This window comes from sulfur-oxidizing endosymbiont of Gigantopelta aegis, from assembly GCF_016097415.1.
GTDB lineage: Bacteria > Pseudomonadota > Gammaproteobacteria > GRL18 > GRL18 > GRL18.
The window spans coordinates 527,709-544,696 of record NZ_JAEHGE010000001.1 but is presented as its reverse complement, the minus strand read 5'-3'; the positions used below and the strand labels follow the sequence as shown (position 1 = coordinate 544,696).

The window sequence follows — 16,988 nt, the reverse complement described above, 5'->3', positions numbered from 1 at the left end:
TCAGCTGAACTTTTTAGCAAATTCTATGAACCAAGCTGCTTATTTTTTATCAGTATTGAAAAATAAGGTGGGGGATTAAACTAAACGATTAACAAGATTTCAGTTTATCTTAGGATGTAGGGTAGGCACGTTTTTTATGCCCACGCTGAAAGTTTGGCTCCGACCCCTTCTATATTAATCAGAAACAGCATGCTTGGCTTTATCCCAGGTTTCATTGGAATACTTCTTGGTGGCATCCCAAGCATCACTTGAGCCTTCTTTGGTTGCATGCCATGCTTCTTTAGAGCCGTGTTTAGTGGCATCCCAAGCTTCACTCGAACCCTCTTTGGTGGCTTTCCAGGCTTTTGACGAACCTTTTTTAGTGGCATCCCAAGCTTCGCTAGAGCCTTCTTTGGTCGCTTCCCAGACTTCACCTGAGGTTTCTTTTGTGGCACTCCAAGCCTTGCCCGATGTGCTTTTAACATCTTCACCGACTTCATTCCAAGTGCTTTTTTCTGGCGCTACGGCACTATCGTCAGAGGCTAACAAATGAGTGGAGTTAAACATTAAAAAAGCGGCAAATATATAGTATTTCATAGCAGTTTCCTATCGTTAGTTATACTGCGGGTGGCAATAGTGCCCACCCGAGCCTTTTACTCGTTCCATTATAAAGAATTTGTAAAAAGCAGAAGGGGAACTAGCTAACGATTTGTATATCTTCCGCCTGAGGGCCTTTGCTACCTTCGGTAACGAGAAATTCTACGGCCTGACCTTCATAAAGAGAACGATAGCCATTGCCTTTGATGGAGCGGAAATGGACAAAGATGTCCTCGCCCATGGAGCGGGTAATGAAGCCATAACCTTTATTGCTGTCAAACCATTTCACCGTACCGCTTTCACGGTTTGGATCAGTACTTTGCTTAGGGGCTTTCGGAGTTGCGGCTTTCTTGGTTTTGCGGGCAGCAAAAAACTGGCTGATAGCGGTCATTTTTATACTTTGTAGTAAGAGCATAATGACGATGGCAAAAAAGCCATTCAACAAGAGAAAGGTGATTTGTGAGAGCGGTAAAACGCTAACTAAACTGAGGCTTAAAGCGGTAGCTAAAACAGTGGCAATGCATAGAACGAATAGATTTTTTGTATTAAACATATATAAAACTCTTAAATATCAATAAATAAAACTAGAAAAGTGGTAATTAATAGCCTAATTTATCAATTTTAGAGCTTTTGTCAAATTTTAAGCCAAAAAAACTATTTCTTTTTACAAGACACCTGTTTGTATTACTCTTTATAAGGGACAATTTCACCATGCCATAAAATGTTTATTTGTGCCATAGTGCCAAAATGTGCCGAAATAAATTAATGGCTACACTCTTTTTGGATAAAGATTTATACTCTTAAAATGAATATGCAAAATACCGTTCTTTCCAGACAATCAATGACAGCGCCACCCAAAAAATGGCTGGCATCTTTAGAATTAGTCTTTACTGCAAAAAATAATAAAACTGTTTTAAGTAAAAATCTTCATTTTGGACCTCTCATGGTGCAAAAACCATTTTATCCAGAATCGCCTCAGATCTGTCATGTTTATTTACTGCATCCTCCCGGTGGTGTTGTTCATGGTGATCAACTTAAAATTGATGCGCGTATACAGCACTCAGCTCATGCATTGATCACCACACCGGCAGCCGGTAAATTTTATCGCTCTGCTGGGCAATTTGCCTCACTGACACAAACGCTGCATGTGGAAAAATCTGCTTTTCTCGAATGGTTGCCGCAGGAAACTTTGTTATTTAATGACAGTAAAGTTCAGCTAAAAACCCTGATCACCCTAGCAAAAGGGGCACGTTTTATTGGCTGGGAAATGCTCTGTCTGGGACGCAAGGCCAGTGCAGAACCTTATGTGTCGGGTGAATGTCGACAACATTTTGAACTCTGGCGTGATGATAAGCCCTTGTTTATTGAACGTTGTCAAATCAAGGGGCAGTCTGCAATGCTTAAAGAACAATGGGGAATGGCTTCCTGGACTTTGACGGCCACTCTAGTGGCGACCAATTGCAGTCGTGATCAGCTTAAAGCCGTGCAGGGCTTATTTGAACAATTGTCCAGCGCTGAAGACCCTATTAAGGGGCATATCAGTGCAACGCTTAAAGAAGATGTATTGATTTGTCGTTTTCTTGGTGAGCAGGCAGAGTATGCCCGAGCTTGTTTTATCCAAGTCTGGCAACTTATCCGTCCCGCTATTATGGAACAGGATGCTCATATTCCGAGGATTTGGAATACTTGAAGAGAGGGTAACTATTAGGCTAGGCGTATTGTAAAGTATCAACCTAGCACGTGAATTATGCTGAATAGTTGCAGCAGAAATATAAATTAGCGGTAATGGATAATAATTCCTTATATTTAGCGGGCAATTACACAGATAGATTTACACCCGCTTATAATTTCTATTTGTTTTTAATAGGATATCACTATATAATCTGCCGGATATTCATTCTCTGGTAACAGTCCTGAACTAATGAGCATTCAAATTAACACATTTCAAATATTAAACCGACTATGGTTAAATAAATTGAATAATTTGATTGTCATGTTATTGCTTGTTTCACAGTTTGTTATTCTGGAACATTCAACAGAACATTTCTTTCATGTTCATAATGATTATTGCCTTACATTTCAAACAGCCGATGCCTCTCCTGCATTAATAATTCCGACCATACAACTCGAATTACCTGAAAGATATTTTGAAGCCATTCTTATCGCCCAGGTCAATAGTATCATTATCCCCCTCAGAAAATATTACTCTACCCGAGCACCTCCTTTTTTTATTTAAGTCCATTACTTTAATAACTTATAGATTATTTTTGCAATACAAATTTAATCTGAGTTCTTACTCTCAAAAACTATTTCATTCTTGATGAATAATCTATTTTGATGGTTTTTACTTATTTTCTTTAGCTCTGAATTTACCTGAAAAATATATTTTCAGTTATCTCGAATGCATAGGCTTAAGAAAAAAATGGAATTAATATGAAAAAACTAAGCTTAATACTGTTGTCCAGTAGCTTTATATGCGCCTCTGGTATGGTATCTGCCGACTCTGAAGTGGAACAATTAAAACAACAACTTGAGTCACTTAAACGTGATTATGAAAAACGCATTACAGCACTTGAAAAAGGGTTGTATCAAGCTCAACAAAAATCTCAACAAAATGAAGAAAAATTAATAACGGCTGAGGAACAGGCTGAAGAAGCTGAATTAGCGAATGATAACGATACAGAAACCATAACAAATAATGTGTTTAACCCACAAATTAGTTTAATTTTAGATGGTCGTTATGCAAATTATAAAAATGATCCTGATGCATACCATATAACTGGTTATTCTTTGGGCGGTGAAGCGGGATTATTTTCAAAAGGACTGAGTTTGGGAGAAAGTGAGCTCACACTCAGTTCAAATATCGATCAGCTATTTTATGGAAAAATAACATTGTCCTTTGCTGATGAGGATGGAAATACAGAGCTTGGCATAGAAGAAGCTTTTGCTCAAACTTCAGCGTTATATGATGGACTCACAATAAAAATGGGGCGGTTTTTCTCTGATATTGGCTATCTAAACAATCAACATGCTCATGCCTGGGATTTTGCTGATGCCCCCTTAATTTATCGAGCTCTCTTTGGTGATCAATATGGTGATGATGGTCTGCAAATCAGTTATACGGCACCCACAGATTTATTTATCAATGTAGGCACTGAATTTTTTTCTGGTCATCAATTTCCAGCATCAGGTAATCATTCAGGTGTTGGTAGTTGGACAACATTTGTCAAATTGGGTGGCGATTTTAATGTTCAAAATAGCTGGCAAATTGGTTTAAGTCACTGGCAGGCAAATAATGTTGATGATCGAGAAAGCAATAATAGAACAAACACGGGTACGACTTTATTTTCTGGTGATAGCAAGATTAATGCCCTGGATTTGATTTATAAGTGGTCTCCAAACGCGAGTAAAAATCATCTGAAACTTCAATTTGAATATTTTGATAGAAAAGAAGATGGTGATGTTGCCTTGGATAGTTTTTCATCTAATAATTTAAGTACCTATAAAGGCCATCAAAAAGGTTGGTATACACAAGGCATCTACCAATTCAATTCACAATGGCGTACTGGCATACGTTATGATCACCTTTCCAGCCATAGCAGTGGCTCAAACTCACTGGTTTTATATGACGCCGGTCTTGAAGGTGATGGTTATAAACCTGAACGTTATAGTGCCATGATCGAATGGATACCCTCTGAATTTAGCCGAATTCGTCTGCAATATAATAATGATCAATCCTATAGAGATACCGATCAGCAACTCTTTTTGCAATACACTTTTAGTCTAGGCGCTCATGGTGCTCATAGCTATTAAACAGGATAAATAATATGAATATACATCCACTATTTTTTATATTTCTTTTTTTTACAAGTATAAACACATCTTATGCAAGCCAAGTTAATATTTTTGCCTGTGAACCCGAATGGGCGGCTCTAAGTCAGGAATTAGGGGGTTCTTTAGTGACCAGCTTTAGTGCAACGACTGCTGAACAGGACCCACATTATATTCAAGCTCGACCCAGCTTAATTGCTAAAATGCGAAAAGCCGATCTTCTGGTCTGTAGCGGTGCTGATTTAGAAATAGGCTGGTTGCCCATTTTATTACGAAAATCCGGCAACTCAAAAGTACAACCGGGTCAAAAAGGTTATTTTATGAGTAGCAAGATGGTTAAACTCTTAGATAAACCGATCATTTTAGATCGCTCTATGGGAGATGTGCATGCGGCAGGTAATCCACACATACAATTAGACCCCAGGCGGGTTGCTATTGTTGCAAAAAAATTATCAAAACGCTTACAAAAAATCGATCCGGCTCATAGTAAAGAGTATCAAAGCAAGCTAGTTGATTTTAAAACTCGCTGGAAAAAAGCAACGAAAAAATGGCAAAAACAAAGTAATGACATTCGAGGTAAATCAATCATTGTTCAGCATAATAGTTGGGTCTATTTACAACAGTGGTTAAAGCTGAATAAAGTTGCTGAATTAGAACCTAAACCCGGCGTACCTCCAAGCAGTCGTCATCTGTCATCGCTGTTAAAACAGATGCAAAATACGCCTGCAGATATTATTATTTATAGCACTTACCAGGATCCGAAAGCTGCTCATTGGCTATCCAGTAAAACTGGGATTCATGCCATTGCATTACCTTCTACGGTAAATAATAATGAAACTTTATTTCAATGGATGGATCGCTTAATTCAATTATTAAAGGACAATATGCAATGAATTATGAAGGCTTGGATATGAGTATTTTATTACCTGCCTTTTGTGCTGGAATTATAGTCTTACTGACTCACGTTCCCTTAGGTCAGGAAGTGCTAAAACGAGGAATTATTTTTATTGACCTAGCAATTGCTCAAATTGCAGGCTTGGGTGTTATTACTGCACATTTTTTTGACTTGGCAGAATATGGTAATTGGGCAATACAAGCAACCGCAATATTGAGTGCATTATTAGGTGCTTTTTTATTAGGACAAATTGAAAAAAAGTGGGGGGCATATCAAGAATCGGTGATTGGTATCACCTTTGTGCTGGCTGCCACTGCCAGCATTCTTATGCTGGCAGGAAATCCTCATGGTGGTGAACATTTAAAAGATTTGTTGGTGGGACAAATATTGTGGGTCACCTGGGAACAATTGCTTCCGGTCTGTTTTCTTTCCATTTTTGTTATCCTTATTTGGATAAATTTTAAAAAACACATTGGAGGTCAGGGGTTTTATATATTATTTGCCTTGGCTATAACTGCTTCTGTTCAATTAGTCGGTGTTTATTTAGTTTTTTCAAGTTTAATAATTCCTGCTTTAGGCAGCATTCATTTTAGTGGTAGAAATAAATTGATTTTTGGTTATATTATTGGTTTATTAGGTTATCTGAGTGGCTTAGTATTTTCTGCCCTATTTGATTTACCTAGTGGAGCAGTAATTGTCTGGAGTATTGCAATCATTGCAATCTTATTAAATATAATGGTGAATTTTTACAAGCTCAGAAGAAGTAAAATATATTTTGCTATTCACAATAAATAAAGTTAAGTAATAATATTTTTTTATTCGCACTCCTTAAATATTAAGGCATTACATTTGGCACAGATATCATGGTCAACTCGATTATAAAGTGCGTGTATGGCTTCTTGTTTGGAATCAAAAAAATGATTAGAACCGATATTTTGGATAAAGCAGGATTTTGCAGCAAACTCATACACAGTAGATTTAATACCAACAAAATAGAGTCCACCTCCCATTGCTTTGAGACGTCTGTTTTCTATTACCAAAGCTTCTGCCCCAGCCAGATCAATAAAGTTGATACCGCTGGAAACAATTAAAATATGCTTAATTTGTTCATTTTCTACAATTCGAGCTAGGCGATTCTGAATATAGTTAATGGAACCGAAATAAACAGACATATCAATACGAATAATTTTTATTTGAGGGCATTGTTTTAACGGTTTCTTTTCTATATTGACCATTTTTCTATGCGCTGTTGATGGATCGGTGGATAAAGTGGGAATATACGGTGTGGAGGTTTTGGCCAGAAAAAATACCAGAGATAAAATAACACCGAGATAAATGGCAAACTCCAGTTCTAAAAATAGGGTGGCAAAAAAGGTAGTTAATAAAATGGCCGTTTCAGATTTGCTCATGGTTAAAACCTGCTTGATATGATGAAAATCAACCAGGTTATACGCCACCAGAAGAATCACCCCGCCCATAGCCGCTACGGGTAAATAAGCGGTTAGAGGGGCAATCAAAAGCACAATAAGCATTAACATTAAGGCTGCAAAAATGGCTGACAAGGGCGTTTTTGCTCCGGCTTCATAATTGATTCCGGAGCGGGTAAAAGAGCCGGAACCAGCATAACTGGAAAAGAAACTGCCGGCTATATTGGACAAACCCTGACCGATAAACTCCTGGTTGGCATCAATACGCTGATTGGATTTATTGGCGACGGCACGACTGATGGATACGGCTTCAATTAGACCCAATAAGGCTACGGCAAAGGCTTCAGGCGCAAGTGATTTAATGGATTCCCAGGAAAAATCAGGGGTTGAAAAGGGCGGGAGATGATCGGGGATTTCACCCACTAGTTTAATGGAATCGGTGCTTTGTTTTAAATACAGAGCCAGCAGACTGCCAATCACCATACCAATGAGCAGATTGGGTATTTTAGGAAAAAGCTTTTTGGTCAACAAGGCAGTCAGTAAAGTCACCAGTGCGATGGCAATAAGATAGGGGTTGGTGTGTCCTATATCGGCGAAAATATCCATCCAGACATGTATAAAGGTTTCACCTTTTGGGAGTTCTATTCCGGTAATATGTTTCATCTGGCTGGTGGCAATTAAAATCGCAGCCCCAGCGGTAAAGCCGATGACGACTGTATGAGAAACGAAGTTGACCAGAGAGCCGAGTCTACCGATGCCAAAGGCCAGTTGATAGACTCCGGCTAAAAACGTCAGCGTCAGTGCCAGGGAAATAAATTCTGGTGTGCCGGGAGTCGCATGATTGCTGATGGCAGAAAAAATCACAATAGAAATTGCCGTTGTCGGACCGGAAACCAGATGATGGGATGAGCCGAAGAGTGCTGCAATAATCGGAGTGACCATTGCAGTGTAAAGACCATATTGGGGGGGGAAGTCCGGCGATGGTGGCAAAGGCAACTCCTTGAGGGAGCACAATAACCGCGCCAGTAAGACCTGCTAAAAAATCATCCTTGAGTGTTTCTTTGGTAATAAATTTAAACCATTTAAGAAACGGGAACAGAGTAATTATATTCATTGACACCCTCGAAAATTAATAAATAAAAGATCCTTCAAGGTGCAGAAATAAAATTTAACTCAATAATTTATCAGCACCCCTTTTTTTATTGTTACAAATATAGGATTCATTATTTGTAGGATTGAGGTTCTTTAATCGCCGGAAGAATCTGGCCATTCATTAGAATTGCCAAGTATTTAATATCCTTTTTGTTTTTTAATTGCACCAGATAATACCAGTAATTATCTTTTTCATGCTTCGTTACTTTTTTTAATTCGATTTCATTAATTTTCTTGATTACCCATAAAAAACCTTGGCATCATGTCTTTTAAGTTAAAGCGTCTATTAAACCGATAACAAAATTCAGCAAGATACCGAGGTAAATGTTTTGAGTTAATGGAATGATAGCTTCCCTTCATAGAGTTTTTAATATTACCTATCATAGTGTTAACCCAGATAAACTCAATTTTATCAACACTTGCCGCACCACCACCCGTGACGATTGGAACATGCTTACAGTCAGCTTCTTTAACCGCAGGAAAACAATTTAACCCATCTGAGTAAACAGTACTTCCAGGTGTTAAATGAGTTTGTGCCCATCGTTTTATTTCACTGGATTTAAACCCTTTAAGCACATTTAAATTCATTGCAATCGGGTGTCCATCTTCATTAGTAGAAACGGCTGCAACGAACGGTGTTTTATTTTCTGAACCACGACCTCTGGAGCCGCCTCTGTGCTCACCACCCCAGTAGGCATCATCAATTTGAATGATGCCTGATAAAGGTTTACTGTCATCACGTTCTTTCATAACCTGCATGATCTTTTGTTTCATACTCCAGGCTGTATTGTAGCTTACCTTAAGCTGTCTCTTTAATTCTAATGCTGAAACCGCTGTCTTCAATTGAGTCATAAGATGAATCGCTAAAAACCACTTAGATAAAGGCAGTTTGGTACTATCAAATATTGTCCCACAGGTTGCTGATGTCTGATGATGACAATGGTGGCACTGATAAAGATGGCGATGTTCTAGAGTGCAATAAGTCTTATTGCCACACTCTGGGCAAACAAATCCATCAGGAAATTTCCATTTAAATAAGGCTTGTCGGCACTGTTTGTCAGTGCCATAATCATTAAAAAGCTCAAATAAACTATAACCTTCTTGAAACTGAATTTTATTTTTTGACATCATTCTACTCCACACATAATCTATACTTTAATTATAGTATAATTATAGTATAGTTATCGAAATATGGCGGAGCTTTGTGGGTAATCAAGTTAATTTTTAAAGAGGCCATCTCAGACTGAGTTTTTAACCAAGCGTTTACCGTGGAAACAAGCTCGTTAATGCCCAAAGGCACTTTGCCTTCACCGGGAATCCAGGTAGATGTTTTATTAATATCATCTTTTTTAGCATAAATAATAATGGTTGAATTATCCATGTAGTCAATCATTTCTAGTGGGAATTGAAAGGCGTAAGTATTGCTGAATAGAAAACTGAAAATAAGCGCGGTTGGAAAGACTTTATAGAACATTATTAAATAACCTCAAAGGATTTGCTGACGAGTAATTTAGCGGCATATAATACCACAATAGTGGAATTTTGTCTAAAGGCAGTTTTGTCCAATGCGAGTGAGTCCATGCTATTACAGCCTGAACAAAAGAGATAATTTAAAGTTTTATAGAGCCATAAATTGGATAATATAAGGCTAGCTTGTTCGTATAATTGGGTAATTTCAGCCAAATTATGCTCACATGATGATAGGAATCTTAGGAAATAGGTTAATTACCGTATAGATTAAGTTTTAGTTTTACCATATCATCGTTTCATACTCATTAAAGCGGAGAATTCAATGCAGCTTACCCCAAGAGAAAAAGATAAATTGCTGATTTTTACAGCAGGTCTGCTAGCAGAAAGGCGTAAGGAGCGAGGCTTAAAACTCAATCACCCTGAGGCGGTTGCCTATATTTCAGCGGCCATTATGGAAGGGGCTCGTGATGGTAGAAGCGTTGCTGAATTGATGTCTTATGGCACGACTTTATTATCGCTTGATGATGTAATGGACGGTATTGCAGAGATGATACATGATGTCCAAGTCGAAGCCACTTTCCCTGATGGTACTAAATTAGTAACCGTACATAATCCCATTACCTAATTCTTGCTGTAGGAGATCCTCATGATACCCGGTGAATATTTTATTGATGAAGGTGACATTGAACTCAATGTCGGCATGAAAACCCTATCCGTGACCGTGGCCAATACCGGTGATCGACCGATTCAAGTGGGCTCGCATTATCACTTTTATGAAACTAATCCCGCACTGTCTTTTGCTCGTGAAGCCAGTAAAGGTTTTCGTCTTAATATTGCCGCAGGTACTGCAATTCGTTTTGAGCCGGGTCAAGAACGTGAAGTTGAATTAGTAGAATACTCGGGCTTGAGAAAAATTTATGGCTTTAATGGTCTGGTGATGGGACAACTGGAGAAACAGGCATGAGTAAAATTTCCAAAAGAGCCTATGCTGAAATGTATGGCCCCACAACCGGTGATCGGGTTCGTCTGGGGGATACGGAACTGCTATTAGAAGTCGAGGCCGATCACACCATTTATGGCGATGAAGTCAAATTTGGTGGTGGTAAAGTCATTCGAGATGGCATGGGGCAAAGTCAGTCCTGTGGTGCAGATGTTGTGGATGTCGTGATTACCAATGCCCTGATTGTGGATCATTGGGGCATCGTTAAAGCCGATATTGGGATTAAAAATGGTCGCATTGCAGGCATAGGCAAGGCAGGTAATCCGGATATTCAACCGAGTGTTACTATCATTGTGGGCCCTGGAACAGAAGTCATTGCCGGTGAAGGTCAAATAATTACCGCAGGTGGTATTGATTCGCATATTCATTTCATCTGTCCGCAACAAATAGAAGAAGCACTCATGTCAGGAGTTACCACCATGTTTGGTGGCGGCACCGGCCCTGCCACAGGGACTAATGCCACGACTTGCACCCCGGGTGTCTGGAATCTACATCGTATGTTGGAGGCTGCGGATCAATTTCCCATGAACCTTGGCTTTATGGGCAAGGGCAATGCCAGTCAGAAAGAGCCCTTGCGCGAACAAGTGGCTGCAGGGGCAATGGGTTTAAAACTTCATGAAGACTGGGGTACAACGCCGGCCTCTATTGATACCTGCTTGTCCGTTGCTGATGAAATGGATATCCAAGTGGCGATTCATACCGATACCCTCAATGAATCCGGTTTTGTGGAAGATACCTTAGCTGCTTTTAAACATCGAGCCATTCATACCTATCATACCGAGGGGGCAGGTGGTGGACATGCGCCGGATATTATCAAGCTTTGTGGTGAAGCCAATATCTTGCCTTCCAGCACTAATCCAACCCGACCCTTTACCGTCAATACCATTGATGAACACCTTGATATGCTCATGGTGTGTCATCATCTGGATGCCAGTATTGCCGAAGATGTCGCCTTTGCGGAATCTCGAATTCGCAGAGAAACGATTGCTGCCGAAGATATTCTTCATGATTTAGGGGCGTTCAGCATGATAGCTTCTGACTCTCAGGCAATGGGTCGAGTGGGTGAGGTGATTACCCGTACTTGGCAAACAGCCCATAAAATGAAAGTTCAGTTTGGCCCTCTGGAAGGTGATTCTGAACGTAATGATAATCAGCGCATCAAGCGTTATATTGCCAAGTACACCATCAATCCTGCGATTACTCATGGTATTGCACATGAAGTGGGTAGTATCGAAGTTGGCAAACTAGCGGATTTAGTGTTATGGAAACCGGCTTTTTTTGGCGCCAAACCGGCTTTGATTATTAAGGGTGGATTCATTGCCGCAGCACCTATGGGAGACCCCAATGCGTCGATCCCCACACCGCAACCAGTTCATTATCGCCCGATGTTTGGTGCTTATGGAGCGACCCGTGAAAGTACCAGTGTCACTTTTGTTTCTCAGGCGGCAATGGATAATAATATTGCTTCAGCCATCGGACTGAAAAAGCGTCTGGTGGCGGTAAAAAATACCCGTGAAATCAGCAAGGCAGATTTAATTCATAATAATTATCTGCCCAATATTGAAGTGGATGCACAAACCTATGAAGTGCGTGCTGATGGTCGCTTATTAGTTTGTGAAGCGGCCACTGAATTACCGCTAGCACAACGTTACTTTTTATTTTAAACCACATTTATAATAGCAGAACTGTATTTATTTTATGTTAAAGATCACCGAAAAATTAGCAGAACCCAAAGCTGCCACGGCAAATCTTAAATTGCCCTTTGAATTGCGCCAAAAAAGTCGCTTGAAAGTGACTTTGGATGATGGTCGTCAGGCGGGACTATTTCTTCAACGCGGAGAGGTGTTACGCGGAGGGGATTGCCTTCAGGCTGAAGATGGCTCAATTATCCAAATTCAGGCAGACAATGAAACTGTGTCACTGGTGCAATGTGACAATGCCTTGCTGCTGGCAAGAGCCTGTTATCATTTGGGTAATCGTCATGTCCCCTTGCAAATATCCAGTAACTCATTATCGTATCTGCATGACCATGTGCTTGATGACATGCTCAAACAATTAGGCCTGAATGTGAGCACAGCTCAAGCTCCTTTTGAGCCTGAAAGTGGTGCTTATGGTGGCCATTCTCACAGCCACTCACATGACTAAAGCCGCATCAATGCCAATATCATTAACAATGTCAGAACAGGAAGCCGTTGATCCTTATGCTCTGGTACGTCTTTGGCAACTTATTAGCCCCTCATTGCCAATTGGTGCTTATGCTTATTCTCAGGGTTTAGAGACCGCTATTGAAAAAGCTTGGGTTAGTAATGAAGCAGAAGCAAATAAATGGATTCAGGGTATTTTAAGTGACTCGCTTGCGACCTTGGATGCACCGGTATTAGTTCGACTGTATCAGGCGTGGCAGGCACAAGATTTTCAGAAGCTGGAACAATGGAATCAATTTTTACTGGCCAGTCGTGAGTCTAGTGAGTTATATCTTGAAGACCAGCAAATGGGACGGGCATTGTGGCGTTTACTCAATGATATATTGCCTACCTCTAATGCTGAGCAAGCGAATATTGAACAATATCGAACGCTTATCGGGCAGCTTGAAACACCGACCTATGCGCTGGTTTTTTCTCTGGCCTGTGTTGTTTGGCGTATTCCATTACCAGAAGCTATTCGTGGTTTTCTTTGGTCATGGTGTGAAAATCAGGTGGCCGCCAGCATCAAACTTATTCCGTTAGGACAAACTGCCGGGCAACGAATTCTCAGTGGGTTGATAGCAAAAATTAATGATAGTGTCGTAAATGCAATGTCACTTTGTGATGAAGAAATTGGTACGTTAGCACCGGGTTTTAGTATTGCTTGTGCACAACATGAAGTGCAATATTCACGCTTATTTCGTTCTTGATTTTTTAGGATTATCCTAAAATAATCAGTTGAATCGTAGCGAGAGCGACTTAGGCGCTGAAGATTAAGGGTTTTACAGGTTATTTTGGTTTTATTCGTAGTCACCCTACGGGTGAAGTCAAAATGTTCTGGAAAATCCTTAAGATTCAGTGCATAAGGCGGTCACAGTAGGTTCAACTGATTTTTTTAGGATTATATAACGCTTTAATCGGGTATGGGAATGACACTGAACAATTACTATTTATTGAAACATAGAGTAAAAACATAAAGGAAAAACAAATGTCTGATCAGATTTTAAGAGTCGGTGTCGGTGGCCCAGTCGGCTCAGGTAAAACAGCACTCTTGCAAGCACTATGTAGCAATATGAAGGATCAATATAATATTGCTGTGGTAACAAATGATATTTATACCCGTGAAGATGCGGAGTTTCTTATTCGCAATGGCGCACTTGAAGAAGAACGTATTTTGGGTGTAGAAACGGGCGGTTGTCCTCATACTGCCATCCGCGAAGATGCTTCGATGAACCTAACGGCAGTGAGTGATTTGCAAGCACGTTTTGAAGGCCTGGATATGGTTTTTATTGAAAGTGGTGGAGACAATTTAAGTGCTACCTTTAGCCCGGAGCTTTCTGATTTAACGATTTATGTTATTGATGTGGCTGCGGGTGATAAGATTCCCAGAAAAGGTGGCCCAGGTATTACTAAGTCAGACTTACTGGTGATTAATAAAATTGATCTCGCGCCTTATGTGGGTGCTTCACTTGAAGTGATGGAACGTGATGCAAAAAAAATGCGTGGTGAACGTCCTTTCATTTTTGCCAAGATGAAAAAAGAAGTCGGACTGCAAGCGATTATTAAATTTATTGTTGAACATGGTATGTTATAAGCTGCAATTTATTTTATTTTCCGGGCATACCAATTCGTCCCCCTAAAATCTTCTGAATGGCAATGGATGCCGCTGTGGTACGATTGTTAGCACCAATTTTAGGGTACATTTGCTCCAGATGTTTGTTCACGGTTCGGGGGCTCATTTTGAGAATTTCAGCAATTTCCCGATTGGTTTTACCATGTGCCAGCCAGAGTAAGACTTCGGCTTCTCGATAGGTGATTTTAAGACTTTCTTCCAATACGGAGGGATCGACAGCGACATCCGGTGATTGGATTTTTAATAAATATTCATCTTCTTCGGTTTGTTTAAAATAATAAACCGTTAACATCAGGCTATTCTGCAAGGGTAATACCAGATCATGTCCATCCTGAGCACCGGAGGATAGCCAGCGGCTAAGGCGTTCTTCTATATTAATATCAGCTTGTCCCTGCTGCTCTGAATATTGATTCAACAACACCTGAGCTTCCGGTGTTGCCCATATCAGCCGACCGCTTTTATTAATGCAAAAGACATGTTGGCGCATTGCATCAAGGGTTTTTTGTGCTTCGAGTAATTTTCGGGTGTTATTGCTATGTTGGCGGATCCGAACCAACATTTCTTCCGGGCGAATGGGTTTAACGATATAGTCATTTGCCCCAGCGTCAAAAGCTTTAACAATGTGTTCCACTTCACTGAGTCCGGTCATAAAAATAATCGGTGTCAGAGGTAGTTTCTTACGTACTTCACGGGCACATTGAAAGCCATCCATGACTGGCATGACGGCATCTAATAAGACGATGTCCGGTGTCACATGCTCTAAGACGTTGATGGCCTGTTGACCATTTAAGGCAACTAAAACAGCGATGCCTGCATCATCCAATGCCATATTGATCATGCTTAATGATTCGGGTGAGTCATCAACTACTAATACCGTGAGCTTGTCCTTAAACTGCATTTTCAAACTTTTTTCTCCTGCTGTTCGGGGGCTATCAGGCTATGTTCATCAATAAGACGAACAATTTCATTGAGGTTGCACTGTTCCGATAAAATTTTCAGTGTTTTGAGCCATTTTGTTTCGGTATTATCTATTGCCAATTGTTCAATACTCTCTAAAACACCATTCAAATAACCTATTTGAGCATATTTCTTTAAAGAAGCCAGTACTTTTTGATCCGGCTCATGAGAGAGTGTTTTTTCGGCAGGTGTAACTTGAGTCAATTCAGATGGTTTGCCAGAGGATGTTGATTCAGCTATTGCGGTTTCTGCCATTTGCCATTGCACTTCAAGGCTAATCTGCAATTGGTGCAATAATTTTTCAAAGGCTACTGGCTTGGTGATATAGGCATCAATGTCAGCTTTATGCAGCTGTATTTGAGTTTTTGTATAAGGGTCGGCAGAAATGATAATGATTGGTTTATCGTTGCCTTGCTGATGTAATTGTTCCACCAACTGCCAACCGTCCATGCCCGGCATAGAGATATCCAGTAAAAATAAATCAATGGATAGTTGAGGTAGCAATTCCAGAGCCTGCTCTGCTGACTCAGCTAGGTGTACGATAAATCCCAATGGTTGTAGGAAATCATTCATCAGGTTGCGATGATTGGGATTATCATCAACCACCATAAGGTGTTTAGTCTTGCCAGTATAGCCATTAATATTAGCCGCACTCTGATTTGAGCGATTTTCTTCTTCTGTGCGGGACAAAGATACACTGGGTAAAAAAAGCTTCAGAGTGAATTCTGTTCCGATGCCTAATTGACTATTCAGGGTCAAATTACCGCCCATCATTTCGATCATCAGGCGACTAATCGACAAGCCTAGGCCAGTGCCTGAGACTTGTTGTTGCGGAGCATCTGTTTGTGTCTCATGAACGCGTTCAAAGGGTTCAAAAATTCTTTCCTGATCGGTTTCCGCAATGCCGATTCCAGTATCTTTGATCACAAAACAGGCAACCTGGTTTCGGTATTGGATGAGTAATTCCACTTTACCCTGATGAGTAAACTTGATGGCATTGGATAATAGGTTAAGCAGGATCTGCCGTAGACGTTTTTCATCAACAGAAACAAAATAGGGCATTTTATTTTGAAAGACAACCTTAAATTCAATGTTTTTGGCCAGTGCTTGTGCCTGAAACATGGCTTCGAGTTGATGGAGGAGGGCATTTAGATCAACCTTGTCACGGTGTAAGTCCAGTTTACGTGCTTCAATTTTAGAAATTTCCAGCAAGCCTTCTATGACATCGGATAAGTGTTCACTACTGCGCTTAATGACGGTGGCAATTTTTTTGCTTTTAGCGTCGGTATTGGCATTGCCTTCCATTAATTGTGCATAGCCAAAAATGGTATTTAAGGGGGTTCTCAATTCATGACTGACACCGGATAAATAGCGAGATTTTGCTCGATTAGCAATATTGGCAGTATCCCTTGCCTTGGCTAATTGAATGGCTGTTTCCTCATGAGCTTCAACTTCATGAGTGAGGCGTTCCGTTTGTAGATGGGTCTCTTTTAATGCTAGGCGCATAGTATTTTGAGCCAGCACATAGAGCCAGATTAAAATACCGGTGACGATCAATAATAAAAAATAAATCTGCCACATTGTCGCACTGATAAAAATCAAATCGACATGACTCTTATCTTTCTGTGCGTAATACACCACGACAAATAAGCTGGCAATGATGCCCGAAGTAATGATGAAAATCGCCAGAAAATGCCCCACCATAGAATGCAATGATTGATAAATAAAATTCGGTAGAATACGTTTAAAAATTGCTGAGGTTTGTGCAACAATGTGTGCGTCAGGACGGCATTGATCACCGCAACGGGCATCTAAGGCACAACATAATAATGTGGCTATACTTAACCGGACACACAACTTAAAA

Annotated in this window: 17 protein-coding genes and 1 pseudogene; 11 read left to right on the top strand and 7 right to left on the bottom strand. The window is 40.2% G+C overall.

What is annotated here, in order from left to right:
* Positions 1-174: 174 nt before the first annotated feature.
* Together JEU79_RS02740 and JEU79_RS27275 are read right to left on the bottom strand one after the other, a co-directional pair.
* Positions 175-576 carry a hypothetical protein gene (locus tag JEU79_RS02740; RefSeq protein WP_198262860.1) on the bottom strand — a complete coding sequence of 134 codons (402 nt, stop codon included), beginning with the start codon at positions 574-576 and terminating at the stop codon, positions 175-177.
* A gap of 100 nt (positions 577-676) precedes the next feature.
* Entirely contained in the window at positions 677-1,129 is a 453-nt protein-coding gene (locus JEU79_RS27275; protein WP_281400820.1) for a cold-shock protein, read from the bottom strand.
* 258 nt (positions 1,130-1,387) lie between these two features.
* Here JEU79_RS27275 and JEU79_RS02730 point away from each other — a divergent pair, with 258 nt between their 5' ends.
* The 5 genes from JEU79_RS02730 to JEU79_RS02710 all read left to right on the top strand — a co-directional run bounded on the left by JEU79_RS02730 (position 1,388) and on the right by JEU79_RS02710 (position 6,097).
* Positions 1,388-2,266 carry an urease accessory protein UreD gene (locus JEU79_RS02730; protein WP_214660475.1) on the top strand — a complete coding sequence of 293 codons (879 nt, stop codon included), beginning with the start codon at positions 1,388-1,390 and terminating at the stop codon, positions 2,264-2,266.
* Positions 2,267-2,497: 231 nt separating this feature from the next.
* Complete coding sequence (locus JEU79_RS02725; protein WP_214660474.1) at positions 2,498-2,812, top strand: hypothetical protein; 315 nt, start codon at positions 2,498-2,500, stop codon at positions 2,810-2,812.
* A 197-nt stretch (positions 2,813-3,009) separates the two neighbouring features.
* Positions 3,010-4,389: a hypothetical protein gene (locus tag JEU79_RS02720; RefSeq protein ID WP_198262857.1), complete on the top strand. Its 1,380-nt coding sequence runs from the start codon at positions 3,010-3,012 to the stop codon at positions 4,387-4,389.
* A gap of 146 nt (positions 4,390-4,535) precedes the next feature.
* Positions 4,536-5,300, top strand: coding sequence for a metal ABC transporter substrate-binding protein (locus JEU79_RS02715; RefSeq protein WP_246539950.1), 765 nt, complete (start codon positions 4,536-4,538; stop codon positions 5,298-5,300).
* Positions 5,255-6,097, top strand: a complete 843-nt coding sequence (locus tag JEU79_RS02710; RefSeq protein ID WP_343074929.1) for a metal ABC transporter permease — start codon at positions 5,255-5,257, stop codon at positions 6,095-6,097. The genes JEU79_RS02715 and JEU79_RS02710 overlap by 46 nt, the downstream gene beginning before the upstream one ends.
* A gap of 20 nt (positions 6,098-6,117) precedes the next feature.
* On the opposite strand, the pseudogene JEU79_RS02705 reads toward JEU79_RS02710, so the two are convergent.
* From JEU79_RS02705 to JEU79_RS02695, 3 genes and pseudogenes are all read right to left on the bottom strand, one after another.
* Positions 6,118-7,843, bottom strand: a pseudogene (locus JEU79_RS02705) (SulP family inorganic anion transporter).
* A 263-nt stretch (positions 7,844-8,106) separates the two neighbouring features.
* Positions 8,107-9,009, bottom strand: coding sequence for an IS1595 family transposase (locus JEU79_RS02700; RefSeq protein WP_198262855.1), 903 nt, complete (start codon positions 9,007-9,009; stop codon positions 8,107-8,109).
* Between the two features lie 31 nt (positions 9,010-9,040).
* Entirely contained in the window at positions 9,041-9,262 is a 222-nt protein-coding gene (locus JEU79_RS02695; RefSeq protein ID WP_198262854.1) for a hypothetical protein, read from the bottom strand.
* Positions 9,263-9,673: 411 nt separating this feature from the next.
* Here JEU79_RS02695 and ureA point away from each other — a divergent pair, with 411 nt between their 5' ends.
* The 6 genes from ureA (at position 9,674) to ureG (ending at position 14,128) form a co-directional block, all read left to right on the top strand.
* Positions 9,674-9,976 carry an urease subunit gamma gene (ureA, locus tag JEU79_RS02690; protein ID WP_198262853.1) on the top strand — a complete coding sequence of 101 codons (303 nt, stop codon included), beginning with the start codon at positions 9,674-9,676 and terminating at the stop codon, positions 9,974-9,976.
* Between the two features lie 21 nt (positions 9,977-9,997).
* Positions 9,998-10,315: an urease subunit beta gene (locus JEU79_RS02685; protein ID WP_198262852.1), complete on the top strand. Its 318-nt coding sequence runs from the start codon at positions 9,998-10,000 to the stop codon at positions 10,313-10,315.
* A complete protein-coding gene (gene ureC, locus JEU79_RS02680) occupies positions 10,312-12,015 on the top strand; it encodes an urease subunit alpha (protein WP_198262851.1) in 1,704 nt (567 codons plus the stop codon). Before JEU79_RS02685 ends, ureC begins: the two co-directional genes overlap by 4 nt.
* A gap of 34 nt (positions 12,016-12,049) precedes the next feature.
* Complete coding sequence (ureE, locus tag JEU79_RS02675) at positions 12,050-12,496, top strand: urease accessory protein UreE (RefSeq protein WP_198262850.1); 447 nt, start codon at positions 12,050-12,052, stop codon at positions 12,494-12,496.
* Between the two features lie 10 nt (positions 12,497-12,506).
* Positions 12,507-13,244 (top strand): urease accessory protein UreF, encoded by a 738-nt coding sequence (locus JEU79_RS02670; RefSeq protein WP_246539948.1) that lies wholly within the window; start codon positions 12,507-12,509, stop codon positions 13,242-13,244.
* Positions 13,245-13,522: 278 nt separating this feature from the next.
* A complete protein-coding gene (gene ureG, locus JEU79_RS02665; protein WP_198262849.1) occupies positions 13,523-14,128 on the top strand; it encodes an urease accessory protein UreG in 606 nt (201 codons plus the stop codon).
* Positions 14,129-14,141: 13 nt separating this feature from the next.
* Here ureG and JEU79_RS02660 read toward each other — a convergent pair whose 3' ends face one another.
* Complete coding sequence (locus JEU79_RS02660; protein WP_198262848.1) at positions 14,142-15,065, bottom strand: response regulator transcription factor; 924 nt, start codon at positions 15,063-15,065, stop codon at positions 14,142-14,144.
* Between the two features lie 2 nt (positions 15,066-15,067).
* Positions 15,068-16,981, bottom strand: coding sequence for an ATP-binding response regulator (locus JEU79_RS02655; protein ID WP_198262847.1), 1,914 nt, complete (start codon positions 16,979-16,981; stop codon positions 15,068-15,070).
* Positions 16,982-16,988: the final 7 nt, after the last annotated feature.

Bases quoted from the DNA above. Each gene is read 5' to 3' on its own strand.
- JEU79_RS02740 (WP_198262860.1), bottom strand. From the start codon at position 576: ATGAAATACTATATATTTGCCGCTTTTTTAATGTTTAACTCCACTCAT.
- JEU79_RS27275 (WP_281400820.1), bottom strand. From the start codon at position 1,129: ATGTTTAATACAAAAAATCTATTCGTTCTATGCATTGCCACTGTTTTA.
- JEU79_RS02730 (WP_214660475.1), top strand. From the start codon at position 1,388: ATGCAAAATACCGTTCTTTCCAGACAATCAATGACAGCGCCACCCAAA.
- JEU79_RS02725 (WP_214660474.1), top strand. From the start codon at position 2,498: ATGAGCATTCAAATTAACACATTTCAAATATTAAACCGACTATGGTTA.
- JEU79_RS02720 (WP_198262857.1), top strand. From the start codon at position 3,010: ATGAAAAAACTAAGCTTAATACTGTTGTCCAGTAGCTTTATATGCGCC.
- JEU79_RS02710 (WP_343074929.1), top strand. From the start codon at position 5,255: ATGGATGGATCGCTTAATTCAATTATTAAAGGACAATATGCAATGAAT.
- JEU79_RS02700 (WP_198262855.1), bottom strand. From the start codon at position 9,009: ATGTCAAAAAATAAAATTCAGTTTCAAGAAGGTTATAGTTTATTTGAG.
- JEU79_RS02695 (WP_198262854.1), bottom strand. From the start codon at position 9,262: ATGGATAATTCAACCATTATTATTTATGCTAAAAAAGATGATATTAAT.
- ureA (WP_198262853.1), top strand. From the start codon at position 9,674: ATGCAGCTTACCCCAAGAGAAAAAGATAAATTGCTGATTTTTACAGCA.
- JEU79_RS02685 (WP_198262852.1), top strand. From the start codon at position 9,998: ATGATACCCGGTGAATATTTTATTGATGAAGGTGACATTGAACTCAAT.
- ureC (WP_198262851.1), top strand. From the start codon at position 10,312: ATGAGTAAAATTTCCAAAAGAGCCTATGCTGAAATGTATGGCCCCACA.
- ureE (WP_198262850.1), top strand. From the start codon at position 12,050: ATGTTAAAGATCACCGAAAAATTAGCAGAACCCAAAGCTGCCACGGCA.
- JEU79_RS02670 (WP_246539948.1), top strand. From the start codon at position 12,507: ATGCCAATATCATTAACAATGTCAGAACAGGAAGCCGTTGATCCTTAT.
- ureG (WP_198262849.1), top strand. From the start codon at position 13,523: ATGTCTGATCAGATTTTAAGAGTCGGTGTCGGTGGCCCAGTCGGCTCA.
- JEU79_RS02660 (WP_198262848.1), bottom strand. From the start codon at position 15,065: ATGCAGTTTAAGGACAAGCTCACGGTATTAGTAGTTGATGACTCACCC.